This window comes from Marivita sp., assembly GCF_051859345.1.
Lineage (GTDB): Bacteria > Pseudomonadota > Alphaproteobacteria > Rhodobacterales > Rhodobacteraceae > Marivita.
In genome coordinates, this window is record NZ_JBHYFV010000014.1 from 76705 (window position 1) to 90821 (window position 14117).

Genomic DNA, 14117 nt, shown 5'->3' on the forward strand with positions numbered 1-14117 from the left:
CAGTTGACCGGGTTGGCCTTGGTCTTTTTTCTTCCATGGCTTGCGACTTGGCTGCCATCTGTCGCCTACTGAGCCTGGGTAGGGGAAAAGACCGATGATGGACGACGACCTTCTGAAGCGATTGCGCGATGTGGTCGGGACACGTCATGTCCTGACCGGCGCCAAACAGACCGAGCGGTTCCGAAAGGGGTTCCGCTCGGGTGAGGGGGATGCGCTGGCAGTGGTGCAACCCGCGACGGTTCTTGAGCAATGGCAGGTCTTGCAGGCTTGTGTAGCCGCAGACAAGATCGTCATCATGCAAGCCGCCAATACCGGGTTGACCGAAGGGTCCACGCCAAAGGGCACCTATGATCGGGATGTGGTGCTGATCAACACGCGGCGAATGGATGCGATCCATACGGTCAATGGTGGCGAACAGGTGCTAAGCCTGCCGGGGGCGACCTTGTTTGCCTTGGAGAAACTGCTGATACCGCTGGGGCGGCAGCCGCATTCGGTGATCGGATCATCCTGCATCGGCGCGTCGATCATCGGCGGCGTGTGCAACAATTCCGGTGGATCGCTGATCGAACGAGGGCCAAGCTATACCGAGCTGTCGCTGTTTGCGCGCATCACCGAAGACGGGCAGTTGGAGTTGGTCAATCACCTTGGGATTTCCCTGGGGGATACACCCGAAGAGATTCTGACCCGCGTTCAGACGGGTGCGTTTTCCGACGCCGATCTGTAGGCCACCAACAAACGCGCGTCGGATACCGAGTATCACCATCGGGTGCGCGATGTAGAGGCCGACACGCCTGCGCGCTTCAATGCCGATAAACGACGGCTGTACGAGGCTGCGGGATGTGCGGGCAAGCTGGCGGTGTTCGCGGTGCGTCTTGATACCTATCCCATCAATACCGACGAGCGGACATTCTATATCGGGACGAACGATCCTGATGCGTTGACAGAGTTGCGGCGGCACATCCTGATGGAGTTCGACAGCCTGCCAGTGTCCGGCGAATACATGCACCGCGAGATTTTCGATATTTCCGAGACCTACGGCAAAGACACGGTCATGATGATCGACTGGCTCGGAACCGACAAGCTTCCGACCTTTTTCGCACTCAAGGGCGCGGTCGATGCGCGGTTGAACAAGTTCGCGCTGACACGCGGGTTCACGGATCGGTTCATGCAATTCGCGTCACGTCTCGCGCCCAAGGTGTTGCCCAAGCGGCTGACCGCGTATCGGGATCGGTTTGAACATCACCTCATTCTCAAAATGCGAGATGGTGGGATTGCCGAAGCGCGTGCCTTCCATGCGGGGTTTTTCGCCAAGCGGGACGGGGATTTCTTTGAATGCACGCCGCGAGAGGGCAAGATGGCCGGGCTCAACCGTTTTGCCGCCGCCGGCGCCGCGATTCGGTATCAGACTGTGCATCGGGAAGAGGTGGAGGATATTCTTGCTTTGGATATCGCGCTCAAGCGGAATGAACGTGTGTGGCTGGAAGAGCTTCCTGCAACAATCGCCGACAAGCTGGTACACAAGCTTTATTATGGGCATTTCTTCTGTCACGTTCTGCATCAGGACTACATCGTGAAGAAGGGTGTGGATGTGGCTGCTCTCAAGGCCGAGATGCTTGAATTGCTGGACCAGCGCAGGGCGGAATACCCGGCAGAGCATAATGTGGGCCACATTTACAAAGCCAAGCCGGATCTTGCAGACTTTTACCGGTCGATTGATCCGACCAATTCGTTCAACCCGGGTATCGGCAAGATGTCGCGTTGCAAGAACTACGCTGCTTAGATTGTTTAGCGTTGAACTAATTTGCTATGCACCTGACGCATGGAGGTTATGCCGAAGCGCTACTGCCGCAAGGGAACCCGGCATGCTAGAGGCGCGTTGACTTCATTAGGCCAATTCAATCGTGTGGGTTGGTTGGGATTTAAACTAAAGACCAAAAGGTCTGGCCAAGGGAAGAGGGCACATGAAAGACACCCCGAACGATATTGACCCGGTCGAATCCCAGGAATGGCAAGATGCGATAGAGGACGTCATCCTTCGCGATGGTGCAGATCGCGCGCATTTCCTGCTCGACAAGGCGGTTCAACAGGCGCGGGCCGCAGGGGCAAAGCTGCCCTTTTCGGCAAACACGCCATATCAGAACACAATCGCTCTGGATGACGAAGTCGACATCCCCGGCGATACGGAAATGGAATGGCGTATCCGCACCATCAACCGCTGGAACGCAATGGCGACCGTGGTCAAGCGGAACAAGGTGAGCAGCGAATACGGTGGTCATATCGCGTCATTCGCGTCGTCTGCCGCGCTATATGATATAGGGCTTAACCATTTTTGGCGCGCGAAGTCCGCGATCCACGGTGGCGATCTGGTGTTCTTTCAGGGTCATGTCATCCCCGGCATTTATGCACGGTCCTTCATGGAAGGCCGGATCAGCACCGAGGAGTTGGAAAACTTTCGGTCCGAAGTGGCTGGCGGCGGGCTGAGTTCCTATCCGCACCCGTGGCTGATGCCGGATTACTGGCAGTTCCCGACCGTTTCGATGGGTCTGGGGCCGCTCATGGCGATCTACCAGGCGCGGTTCATGAAATACATGCACAACCGGGGTCTGATTGACGCTGCGGACCGCAAGGTCTGGTGTTTCCTGGGCGATGGCGAGATGGACGAACCCGAAAGCCGGGGTGCGATTGATCTGGCGCATCGGGAAGGGTTGGACAACCTGATCTTCGTTGTGAACTGCAACTTGCAGCGCCTTGATGGCCCTGTGCGCGGCAACGGCAAGATCGTTCAGGAGCTCGAAGGCGATTTCCGCGGTGCCGGCTGGGACGTGATCAAGCTGCTGTGGGGTCGCGGTTGGGACGAATTGCTGGAGCGTGACACCTCCGGCAAACTGCGCCAGTTGATGGATGAAACCGTCGATGGCGACTACCAGACGTTCAAATCCAAGGACGGCGCCTATATCCGCGAGCATTTCTTCGGCAAGTACCCGAAAACGGCGGCTTTGGTCGAAGAGTGGAGCGACGACCAGATCTGGGCGCTGCGCCGTGGCGGGCATGATCCCAAGAAGGTCTACAATGCCTTCCTGCGGGCCAGCCAGGCCAAAGGTACGCCGACCTGTCTGCTGGTCAAGACGGTCAAAGGTTACGGCATGGGCACAGCTGGCGAAGGCCAGAACACCACGCACCAGCAGAAGAAGATGCAACTGGATCAGCTTAAGACGATGCGGGATCGGTTCAAAATTCCGGTGACAGATAAGGAGCTGGAAAAGGACATCCCGTTTGTCAGCCTGAACAATGCGCAGAAAGCCTATCTGGCGGATCGCCGCAAGGATCTGGGCGGCGAATTCCCCAAGCGGGACTGGCGGAACGCTCCCAAGCTTGAAATTCCGGCGCTGGACAAGTTCAAGGGTCAACTTGAATCCACCGGCGACCGCGAGATTTCGACCACGATGGCGTTTGTCCGTATCCTGACGACGCTCTTGCGCGACAAGAAGGTCGGCAAGAACGTCGTGCCGATTGTACCGGACGAAAGCCGGACCTTTGGGATGGAAGGTCTGTTCCGGTCGGTGGGAATTTATAACCCGCTGGGCCAGCACTACACGCCCGAAGATCGTGACCAGATGATGTATTACAAGGAAAGCCTGGACGGTCAGGTTCTTCAGGAAGGCATCAACGAAGCGGGCGCGATGGCCGACTGGATTGCGGCGGCGACGTCGTATTCGAACCACGGCGTGCCGATGATCCCGTTCTTCATCTACTATTCGATGTTCGGCTTCCAGCGGATCGGTGATCTGTGCTGGGCGGCGGGCGACAGCCGGGCGCGGGGCTTCATGCTGGGCGGGACCGCCGGGCGAACCACGCTGAACGGCGAAGGCTTGCAGCACGAGGACGGGCACAGCCACATCTTGGCCAGCACCATTCCGAATTGCATCAGCTATGATCCGACCTTCAGCTATGAGGTCGCGGTGATTGTGCAGAACGGGTTGCAGCGGATGTTTGTCGATCAGGAGGATGTGTATTTCTACCTGACCTTGATGAACGAGAATTATCACCATCCCGAAATGCCGATGGGCGCTGAGGAAGGTATCATCAAGGGTCTTTACCGGATGCGGAAAGAGGCCAAACCGGGCAAGAAGCATGTCAATCTGATGGGGTCGGGCACCATTCTGGTGCAGGCTCTCAAGGCGGCCGAGATGCTCAAGGAAGATTTTGGTGTCACCTCGGACATCTGGTCGGCCACGTCGCTGAACGAACTGGCGCGGGACGGTCAGGATTGTGTGCGTCACAACCGTCTGAACCCACTTGCCGACGAAAAGGTGCCTTATGTGACCCAGCTGCTTGAGGGTGCAAAAGGTCCGATTATCGCGGCAACGGATTACATGAAGAACTTTGCTGAACAAATCCGCGCCTATGTGCCGGGCCGTTACACGGTTCTGGGCACCGATGGGTATGGACGGTCGGACAGCCGGGTAAACCTGCGGCGGTTCTTCGAGGTGGACGCCAATCATATCGCGGCTGCCGCGATGGTCGATCTGTTCCGCGAAGGTGCGGTGAGTGAGAAAGACCTGAAAGCAGCATTGAAGAAATATGACATCGACGGCGAAAAGCCGAACCCGCGTCTGGTGTGAGCGGGAGGAGAACAAGATTATGACTATTGATGTAAAAGTGCCGGACATTGGCGATTTCAACGATGTGCCTGTTGTGACAGTTCTGGTGAGCGTGGGTGATACGATTGCCGAGGAAGACCCGATTGTTGAATTGGAGTCTGACAAGGCCACGATGGAAGTGCCCAGCTCTGCCGCCGGTGTCGTGAAAGAGATCAAGGTCTCGGAAGGCGACAAGGTGTCCGAAGGGTCGTTGATCCTCGTGCTGGAAAGTGACGGCGCAGGCGATGCGCCCGCCGAAAAGCCGAAAGATGAACCAAAGGCCGAAGCGCCAAAGGAGAGCGCGCCCGCCGCGGCACCTGCGTCTGCTCCGGCCCCTGCCAAGACCGATGCTGGCTTTGGCAAGATCAGCGCCTCGCCGTCCGTGCGGGCCTATGCCCGACGGGTGGAGGTTGATCTCAACCTCGTCAATGGATCGGGGCGCAAGGGTCGCATCCTGCGTGAAGACGTGGAAAAGGCGCTGAAATCGCAAGTTGCGCCGGCTGCCACCAGTGGGGGTGCTGCGCAGGGCGGCATGGGAATTCCGCCGATCCCGGCGGTCGATTTCTCAAAGTTCGGGCCGGTCGAAGAAGTGGAAATGTCCCGGATCAAGAAGATCTCGGGTCCGGCGCTGCATCGGTCCTGGCTCAACATTCCGCATGTCACGCACAATGACGAGGCGGATATCACGGATCTCGACAAGTACCGCAAGGAAATGGACACGATGGCCAAGGAAAACGGCTATCGCGTGACCCTGCTTTCCTTTGTGATCAAAGCGTCGGTTTCCGCGCTGAAAGAGCATTGGGAGTTCAATTCTTCGATCCATCCCGATGGCGACAAACTGATCAAGAAGGACTTCTACAATATCGGTTTTGCGGCGGACACGCCCAACGGGCTGATGGTTCCGGTGATCAAGGACGCGGATCGCAAGGGGTTGGTCGACATCTCGAAAGAGCTGATGACCCTGTCCAAGGCGGCGCGCGATGGCGAGCTGAAATCCAAGGACATGCAGGGCGCGACCTTTACCATTTCGTCGCTGGGCGGCATCGGGGGCACCAGCTTTACCCCCATCGTGAATGCGCCCGAAGTGGCAATTCTTGGCCTGACGCGGTCCAAGATGGCGCCGGTCTGGAACGGTGAGGAATTTGTTCCACGCCTGATGCAGCCGCTAAGCCTGTCCTACGATCACCGTGCCGTCGATGGGGCCTTGGCCGCGCGCTTCTGCGTGACGCTCAAGACTCTGCTTGGCGATATGCGCAAGTTGATGTGGTAAGGGGGACGATCTGATGGATATCAAAGTACCCGATATCGGGGATTTCAAAGATGTTCCCGTCGTGACCGTTCTGGTCAGCGTCGGCGATACGGTCAGCGAAGAAGACCCGCTGCTGGAACTCGAATCCGACAAGGCAACGATGGAAGTACCGTCACCAGCGGCGGGCAAGATCACCGAGATCAAGGTCAGCGAAGGCGACAAGGTGTCTGAAGGCACCGTGATCATGGTTCTGGAAGGCGCGGACGCAAAGACTGAAGAGTCCCCGAAAGGGGGCGATGAAGCCCCCGCAGAGGCTCCGAAATCCGTGGAAGCGACCGGCAGCGCCTCTGGTTCTGGCGACATCCATGCCGAAGTTGTGGTTCTGGGCTCTGGCCCCGGCGGCTATACTGCGGCGTTCCGCGCCGCCGATCTGGGCAAGAAGACCGTCCTGATCGAGAAGTATTCCAACCTTGGCGGTGTCTGTCTTAACGTTGGTTGTATTCCGTCCAAGGCGCTGCTTCACGTCGCCAAGGTGATCTCGGAAGCCGAGGACATGGGCAGTCACGGCGTCAGCTTTGGCAAACCCAAGATCAACCTCGATGAATTGCGGGCGTTCAAGGACGACGTTGTCGGCAAACTGACCGGCGGTCTGGAGGGTCTGGCCAAGGGCCGCAAGGTCACGACCGTGCAGGGCTTTGGCAAATTCACCGGGCCGAACATGATCGAGGTCGAACAGGACGGCAAGACGACCTCCATCAGTTTTGACCAGTGTATCATTGCCGCCGGGTCCGAGCCTGTGAACCTGCCGTTCATTCCGGATGATGAGCGCGTGATCGACTCGACCGGCGCGCTTGAGCTGCGGGATATTCCAAAGCGGATGCTGATTCTTGGGGGTGGTATCATCGGCCTTGAGATGGCCTGTGTCTATGACGCGCTGGGATCAAAGATCTCGGTTGTCGAATTCATGGACCAGTTGATGCCGGGGGCAGACAAGGACATCGTCAAGCCGCTGCACAACCGGATCAAGGACCGCTACGAGAACATCTATCTCAAGACGAAAGTGACCGCGGTCGAGGCGCAGAAAAAGGGTCTCAAGGTCACGTTCGAGGACGAGAAAGGCGAGACCTTCACCGACACGTTCGACAAGGTTCTGGTGGCCGTGGGGCGCAAGCCGAACGGCAAGATCATCGACGCCGACAAGGCCGGTGTGGCAGTGGACGAGCGTGGCTTTATCGCCGTCGACAATCAGCAGCGCACCGGCGTCAACCATATCTTCGCCATCGGCGATGTGGTTGGTCAGCCGATGCTGGCGCATAAAGCGGTGCACGAGGGCAAGGTCGCGGCCGAGGTCTGTGCGGGCGAGAAGCGGTTCTTTGATGCGCAACTGATTCCGTCGGTCGCCTATACCGATCCCGAAGTGGCGTGGTGCGGTGTGACCGAGACCGAGGCGAAGGCCAAAGGCATCAAGTACGAAAAGGGCGTGTTTCCCTGGGCGGCGTCGGGCAGGTCCCTGTCAAACGGGCGTAGCGAGGGCATCACCAAGTTGCTGTTCGATCCCGAAGATGATCGTGTGATCGGGGCCTGCATCGTCGGCACCAACGCCGGCGACCTGATCTCGGAAGTGGCATTGGCCATCGAAATGGGCGCGGATGCGGTGGACCTTGGTCACACCATACACCCGCACCCGACGCTGTCGGAGACTGTGAACTTTGCCGCCGAGATGTTCGAGGGCACGATCACCGACCTGATGCCGCCGAAGAAGAAAAAGGCGTAATCGTCGCAATAGAAAAGGGGGCCGCTTGGCCCCCTTTTTCGTTGTTCTGACTGTGAGCTTATATCCCGAGGAACGGCTGGGCGATGCGGGGCACCAGCCCTTTGAACCTTAGCGGCGCGTCGGTGACGGCAAGGCAGATGCAATCTTCGGAAATGTCGGCCACCGGTCTGTGGTTCAGATCCTCGCTGGCGACTTCGATGTCGCCGCGTCCGAAATAGCCGTCTTCATCCTGAAACGCGCCCTTGAGCACCAAAGTCAGTTCCATCCCCTTATGACCATGATCCGGGATCGCGGTGCCCGCCGGGATATAAAGGAGTCGCGCAGTCGCGTCTTTGGTGGTGGGAAGGATAGCCTGTTTCACACCCATACCGGCAGAGCGCCAGCGGACGTTTTCAAGCCCACCTTTGACATATCCAAGAAGCGGTTCGGGCAGCACGTTGTCCTTGGCGGGTGCTTCGACCTTCGGCTCGAACTTTTCGGTGTCTTTCGTGTGGATCATGTCAAGCACCGTTGACAGGCTGCTTTGGGACATTGGCACGTTATCGCAGGTCTCAAGCACTGCGCCGCCTACAGAATCGTAGGTGCCAAGTGCGGCCCGGCATTCGTCACAAAGTGAAATATGCGTTGCGACGATCAAGTTGACAGCTTCGGGCAAATCGCCTGCCGAATACGCCATCAGGAGGTCGTCTGTAAGATGATGTTTTACGGTCATAGCATTGGTCACTTCATTGAATGGCGCAAACGCTCTAGCGCCAGTCTGATGCGGGATTTGATTGTGCCCAGGGGCAGGCCTGTCCGTTCGGCGATTTCGCTGTGCGACAGATCGCCAAAATAGGCCTGTTCAATCAATTCCCTTTGTTTCACCGGTAGATCGCGCAATGCACGACCCAGTTGTTCGCTCTCTTGTTGGAACCCGAGGATATCTTCCTGAACGGGCTCGGCTTCGGGGCCCCAAGTCAAATCTTCGGGCTCTGGACGGCGCTGCTTGCGCAGCACGTCGATTTTCCTGTTCCGGGCAATGGTGAAAATCCACGTTGATGGACTTGCCCGTGTCGCATCATAAAGATGCGCCTTGTTCCAAACGGTCACGAGCACCTCCTGGGCGCACTTTTCGGCGAGTGCGGCATCCATGCCCGTCCGCATCAGGAACGCCTTAACGCGCGGCGCAAAGTGTTCAAACACCCTGATAAACGCAGCTTCATCCCGCATTTCGCGGACAGCAAGAAGGTCATCCACCCAAGGCGTGACGCTATATGGCGTTCCGTCATTCAAAGTCTTTGTCCCGTTCACGGCTGACGAACACGAGTCACTCATTTTACGTCCGTTGACAACGGGCGAGGGGTCGCAGTCCGACGATAGCACGATGGTCGAGAACATATGAGATTTACGCCGCCTGCACAGGTTTGGATCAAATATATTTTTCTTTTTCTTTTCATCCGGTAGGCAGCCCGAAGCGTAAACAAAACTAGACAATCTGCAAAGCGAGACGACTATGCCCTTCGAAGCCCGCGCCAGCGAAGCCAAAAAAATTGCCGTGATTGGCGCAGGTGTTTCCGGGATGGGGGCTGCACACATGCTGTCCGAAGACCATCATGTCACCTTGTTCGAAGCCGAACCGCGCCTTGGCGGGCATGCCCGGACCATCATGGCCGGACGGAATGGCGATCAGCCGGTGGATACCGGATTTATCGTTTTCAACTATGCAAACTATCCGCACCTCGCGCGGTTGTTCAAATCACTGGATGTGCCTGTCACCAAAAGCAACATGAGCTTTGCGGCAAGTCTGGATGGCGGTCGGATCGAATATGCGCTTGCGACGCTGGGATCGGTGTTTGCGCAGAAGAAGAACTTGGTGAATCCCAAGTTTCTGCGGATGCTGGCCGACATCGCGAAATTCAACAGGACCGCGCTGGATGTATCGCGCGACCGCAGTCTGAGCCTTGGTGCGTTTCTGGATCACTTGGGCACGGGTGAGTGGTTCCGTGACTGCTATCTGCTGCCCCTGACCGGAGCGATCTGGTCAACTCCGGTTGAAAAGGTGATGGATTTCCCGGCACATGCGCTGGTGCAATTCATGGAAAACCACGCGCTCTTGTCAGCGTCGGGTCAGCATCAATGGTACACTGTTCAGGGTGGTTCCATCGAATATGTGCGCCGTCTTGAGGCGTCGATGACAGGCCGTGGAGTCACCCTGCGTCTGGGCGCGCCGATTGATAGTGTGCGCCGGGATGCATTGGGGGCCGACGTCAAGACACATGGCGCAGACTGGGAGCGGTTTGACGAGGTCGTGTTCGCCACCCATTCCGACGACACGCTATGGATGTTGTCGGATGCGACGCCGACCGAGAAGCGGGCGTTGGGGGCCATCAGGTATCAACCCAACCGGGTTGTGCTTCATGCTGACCCAAGCGTGATGCCGAAGAAACGCATTTGCTGGTCGTCGTGGAATTACACCGAGGCGCTGGCGAAAGAAATGAACACGATCGACCTGACATACTGGATGAACAGCCTTCAGCCGATCCCGCAAAGTGATCCGCATTTCGTGACGCTCAACACAACGCGGCCCATTCGCGAAGAGCTGATCTATGACGAATGCACCCTGCGCCATCCGGTCTATGATCTTGAGGCGCTGGCGGCGCAGGAGGTGGTGCGCGACATGAACGGCACGCACCGGACGTGGTTCTGCGGTGCCTGGATGAAGAACGGGTTCCACGAAGACGGGCTGGGCAGCGCAGTGGACGTGGTCGATGCGCTTCGGGCCCGCAGCACTGTTGCGGTGGCTGCGGAATGACCGGGGTCGATCATATCATCGGTCACACCTATCACGGGCGCAAAGGCAGCACCGGGAATGCGTTCAAATATTCGATTGACTATGTGATGGTGGATGCCGAAGCCGCGCCCGAAACGCCTTGGTTGTTCTCGCGGAATTCCGGCAACCTGACCAGCCTTCAGGATCGTGACCACGGCGGGACGCCCGGTGAGGGCCGGGGGGCGGTCTGGGCGCGCGAGGTTCTTGATGAGCATCAGGTGCGTGCCGACGGGCGGATGATGCTGTTGGCGCAACCGCGGATGTTGGGACATGTGTTCAATCCGGTTTCGTTCTGGCTTGCACATGATGCGCAGGACAATCTGGTTGCCGTGATTGCCGAGGTGTCCAACACCTTTGGCGATCGGCATTCCTATCTGTGCCGCAAGCCGGACAATGGGCCAATCGAAGCAACAGACAGGTTGAAGGCGACCAAGATTTTCTATGTCTCGCCCTTTCAGCCGGTCGAAGGCGGGTACGAGTTTCGGTTCGACATCCGCCCCGACAAGATCGGCATCTGGATTGATTACACCCAAGGCGCAGGCGGATTGATCGCCACACTGACAGGCCCGCGCAAGCCCATCAGCAACGGGTCTATCCTGCGGTCCGTGGTCCGCCGACCTTTTGGGTCGCGCCGTGTTCTGGCGTTGATCCATTGGCAGGCGCTCAAGCTGTGGTGGAAAGGATCGCGCTATCGCACCCGGCCCAAGCCGCCCTTGGAAGAAGTCAGCCAGTAGTGGTGGCGGATCGGCACAACCTTGGGGGATACGCTGTCTTTGCAGCGGTTCTCGCGGCGGCAGGCTTGCCGATCTATATTCACGCTCCCAAGTTTTACGTCGATGAATACGGTGTCAGCCTTGCTGCGCTTGGGTCAGTGCTGTTTGCCCTGAGGCTTTTCGATGTTGTTCAGGATCCGTTGCTGGGCAAACTGGCTGTTGCCGTGCGCCGGTTCCAGGGGCTGGCGGTCGGCGTGACCCTCGCCATCATGGGCGCTGCGATGATCGGCTTGTTTGCCATCACTCCGCCGACCAATCCCATTCTGTGGTTTGCCGTCATGCTGACGCTGGTCTTTTCCGCTTTCAGCTTTCTGACCATCAATTTCTATGCACGCGGAGTGCAGAAGGCCCAATCGCTTGGGGGGGACACCGGTTATCTCAGGCTTGCCCGGTGGCGCGAAACGGGGGCGTTGCTTGGGGTCTGTGTGGCCTCTGTCATGCCGTCGATCGTTCTCGCTTTTGCATGGCCGGAGTTCATGGCCTACGCAATGGTTTTCGCGGCGGCCTGCCTGATTGCCGGGCTGGCGATGCACAGCGAATGGCGCGGTGCGACCACCGAACCAAGTGCGGGTTTCGGGGTCGTCCTGCGCGACCGGATATCCCGCAGGCTGTTGCTGATTGCGCTGGTGAACGCAGGCCCGGTCGCGATCAGTTCGACGCTGTTCCTGTTCTTTGTCGAAAGCCGTCTGGATGCGCCGGGATGGGAAGGTCCGCTGCTGCTCTTGTTCTTTTTGGCCGCTGCCGCTGCTGCCCCGCTTTGGGGGGCTTTGGCAGAACGGATCGGCGCGAAAAGGGCGCTTCTGGCGGCAATGGTGCTGGCCATTATCGCCTTCAGCTTTGCGATGATGCTGGGCAGTGGCGATACGATCTGGTTTGCAGTGATCTGCCTTGCCTCGGGTGCGGCGGTTGGGGCTGATCTGACGCTGCTGCCTGCCATTTTCGCCCGCCGGATGGAGACAGTTGCGCCCAACGCATCCGAAGGATTCGCGCTTTGGGGATTCGTGTCCAAGTTCACGCTGGCTTTTGCCGCCATTGCGCTGTTGCCCATCCTTGAGGCCAGCGGCTTTGTTTCGGGGACGGACAACGATGACATCGCCTTGACAACCCTGACTTTGCTTTATGCAGGTGTCCCCTGCGCCTTGAAACTGGTGGCGATCGGCCTCTTGGTCGCAACGCCTATTGGAAAGGAATGACGTCATGGAGACCGTCTTTCTCGTCTGTTTCGGAGCAGTTTTGATGCTCATTCTCGGATACCTCAGAAACAGGTATTTCGGGTTCTTCGGCCAATCTCCTTCTGATTATTCGGATGCCATCGGAGAACCTTTCGATCTGCGCACCCACCTGAATGGGCCGATTGTTTGCGAAGGGGTGATCTATGGTCCGACCGGCCGGGTCACATCGCGGTTCGTGGGAGACTTCGTCGCCAAGTGGACGGGCAACAAGGGCGTGATGACCGAACGTTTTGTCTATGACAGCGGCGATGAGGTGCTGCGCGAATGGAACCTGACCCTTGGCAATGATGGCCGTATTGGCGCAACCGCCGCAGACGTCGTGGGCGAGGGGCAAGGTATGCAAAGCGGCCCGACGGTTCAACTCAAGTACAAGTTTAAACTGCCCGCAGAACAAGGAGGGCATGTTCTGGACACCACAGACTGGATGTATCTGGCACCCAATGGAACCATCGTGAACCGCAGCCAGTTTCGTAAGTACGGAATTAAGGTGGCCGAGTTGGTGGCCACGATGCGCAGGAAGGAAGCAGCGTGAGCGATTGGGCAGGCAAACGGTATTGGTTGGTTGGGGCAAGCGAGGGCCTTGGCGCGGCGCTGGCCCACAAGATGAGCGCGGCAGGTGTGCAGCTTGTTCTGTCGGCCCGAAGTGAAGAGAAGCTGAACACATTGGCCGACTCTTTGCCGGGTCGGGCGGATGTCGTGACCGTGGACGTGTCTGATGCAGACTCGGTCAAAGCGGCTGCCGAGGCGGTGGGCGACATTGACGGCGTTGTGCAGATTGCAGGTGTCTACTGGCCGTTTGGGGCCAAGAACTGGGACGCCGATCAGGCAATCGCGATGGCGGATATCAATTTTACAGGTGCGATGCGGTTGATGGGGGCCATTGTGCCCAAGTTCGTCGAACGCGATGCTGGGCACATCGTTCTGACGGGGTCTCTTTCCGGCTTTCGCGGGTTGCCGGGCGCTGCGGCGTATACCTCGTCCAAGGCGGGTGTGATGACCTTGGCGGAATCGCTCTACGCCGATCTGCACAAGACAAACGTCAGGGTACAGTTGGTCAATCCGGGGTTCGTCAAGACGCGTCTGACCGACAAGAACGATTTCAACATGCCGTTCATCATGGAGCCCGAGGACGCGGCGCGGGAATATTTCGAGCACATGAACACGGACGCCTTCAAGCGAAGCTTTCCCATGGTGTTTTCATGGGTCTTTCGAGGCAGTCAGTTCCTGCCAGACTGGCTCTATTATCGGCTGTTTGCTTGAGATCAAAGTCAAAGATTCGTTTTCCACCCATGTTTGAAACAACAACATGGGAGATTCGACATGGAACATATCAGTAGAGACAAGGTCGCGGCTGTGATCGTGATGTCCCGCGAGCTGGATCGCGCCGAAGGGGAACTGCGCGGCTTTATTGACCGCATGGATGAAGAAGAGCAGGCAGCGCTGGTCGCGGTCATGTGGATCGGGCGGGGCGCGTTCGATGTTTCGGAATGGGATGACGCGTTCGCAACCGCGATGAACGAGGCGACGACACCGACAGCGGATTACCTGATCGGAACGCCGCACCTGTCGGACCATCTTGAATCCGGGCTAGAGGCGCTGGGCATTTCCGCGATCGACGAAGAAGACCAGTTGATGTGATA

At 58.1% G+C, this 14117-nt stretch carries 12 protein-coding genes and 1 pseudogene; 11 read left to right on the forward strand and 2 right to left on the reverse strand.

Going from position 1 to position 14117, the window contains the following annotated elements; all coding sequences use genetic code 11:
• Window positions 1–94 precede the first annotated feature (94 nt).
• The 5 genes and pseudogenes from ACTIEN_RS11300 (at window position 95) to lpdA (ending at window position 7663) form a co-directional block, all read left to right on the forward strand.
• Complete coding sequence (locus tag ACTIEN_RS11300) at window positions 95–724, forward strand: FAD-binding protein (RefSeq protein WP_439523238.1); 630 nt, start codon at window positions 95–97, stop codon at window positions 722–724.
• A 15-nt stretch (window positions 725–739) separates the two neighbouring features.
• A pseudogene (gene dld / locus ACTIEN_RS11305) lies at window positions 740–1780 on the forward strand (D-lactate dehydrogenase); the annotation flags it as partial.
• 181 nt (window positions 1781–1961) lie between these two features.
• Window positions 1962–4622, forward strand: a complete 2661-nt coding sequence (aceE, locus tag ACTIEN_RS11310; protein WP_439523239.1) for a pyruvate dehydrogenase (acetyl-transferring), homodimeric type — start codon at window positions 1962–1964, stop codon at window positions 4620–4622.
• A gap of 19 nt (window positions 4623–4641) precedes the next feature.
• Window positions 4642–5910 carry a dihydrolipoyllysine-residue acetyltransferase gene (gene aceF / locus ACTIEN_RS11315; protein ID WP_439523240.1) on the forward strand — a complete coding sequence of 423 codons (1269 nt, stop codon included), beginning with the start codon at window positions 4642–4644 and terminating at the stop codon, window positions 5908–5910.
• Between the two features lie 13 nt (window positions 5911–5923).
• Complete coding sequence (gene lpdA / locus ACTIEN_RS11320) at window positions 5924–7663, forward strand: dihydrolipoyl dehydrogenase (protein WP_439523241.1); 1740 nt, start codon at window positions 5924–5926, stop codon at window positions 7661–7663.
• 58 nt (window positions 7664–7721) lie between these two features.
• Here lpdA and ACTIEN_RS11325 read toward each other — a convergent pair whose 3' ends face one another.
• Both ACTIEN_RS11325 and ACTIEN_RS11330 read right to left on the reverse strand, forming a co-directional pair.
• Window positions 7722–8375 carry a ChrR family anti-sigma-E factor gene (locus ACTIEN_RS11325; protein ID WP_439523242.1) on the reverse strand — a complete coding sequence of 218 codons (654 nt, stop codon included), beginning with the start codon at window positions 8373–8375 and terminating at the stop codon, window positions 7722–7724.
• A gap of 8 nt (window positions 8376–8383) precedes the next feature.
• Window positions 8384–8872 carry a sigma-70 family RNA polymerase sigma factor gene (locus ACTIEN_RS11330; protein ID WP_439523266.1) on the reverse strand — a complete coding sequence of 163 codons (489 nt, stop codon included), beginning with the start codon at window positions 8870–8872 and terminating at the stop codon, window positions 8384–8386.
• A 283-nt stretch (window positions 8873–9155) separates the two neighbouring features.
• Here ACTIEN_RS11330 and ACTIEN_RS11335 point away from each other — a divergent pair, with 283 nt between their 5' ends.
• The 6 genes from ACTIEN_RS11335 to ACTIEN_RS11360 are packed head-to-tail and all read left to right on the forward strand — an operon-like array spanning window position 9156 to window position 14115.
• Window positions 9156–10454 (forward strand): NAD(P)/FAD-dependent oxidoreductase, encoded by a 1299-nt coding sequence (locus ACTIEN_RS11335; protein WP_439523243.1) that lies wholly within the window; start codon window positions 9156–9158, stop codon window positions 10452–10454.
• Window positions 10451–11206, forward strand: a complete 756-nt coding sequence (locus ACTIEN_RS11340) for a DUF1365 domain-containing protein (protein WP_439523244.1) — start codon at window positions 10451–10453, stop codon at window positions 11204–11206. The genes ACTIEN_RS11335 and ACTIEN_RS11340 overlap by 4 nt, the downstream gene beginning before the upstream one ends.
• Complete coding sequence (locus ACTIEN_RS11345; RefSeq protein ID WP_439523245.1) at window positions 11206–12438, forward strand: MFS transporter; 1233 nt, start codon at window positions 11206–11208, stop codon at window positions 12436–12438. Before ACTIEN_RS11340 ends, ACTIEN_RS11345 begins: the two co-directional genes overlap by 1 nt.
• Before the next feature lie 4 nt (window positions 12439–12442).
• The gene (locus ACTIEN_RS11350; protein WP_439523246.1) at window positions 12443–13009 is read left to right on the forward strand and encodes a DUF3833 family protein; all 567 of its coding nucleotides are present in this window, start codon (window positions 12443–12445) and stop codon (window positions 13007–13009) included.
• Window positions 13006–13737 carry an SDR family NAD(P)-dependent oxidoreductase gene (locus ACTIEN_RS11355; protein ID WP_439523247.1) on the forward strand — a complete coding sequence of 244 codons (732 nt, stop codon included), beginning with the start codon at window positions 13006–13008 and terminating at the stop codon, window positions 13735–13737. The genes ACTIEN_RS11350 and ACTIEN_RS11355 overlap by 4 nt, the downstream gene beginning before the upstream one ends.
• A 60-nt stretch (window positions 13738–13797) precedes the next feature.
• On the forward strand, window positions 13798–14115 hold the full coding sequence (locus tag ACTIEN_RS11360) for a DUF3775 domain-containing protein (protein ID WP_439523248.1): 318 nt from the start codon (window positions 13798–13800) through the stop codon (window positions 14113–14115).
• Window positions 14116–14117: the final 2 nt, after the last annotated feature.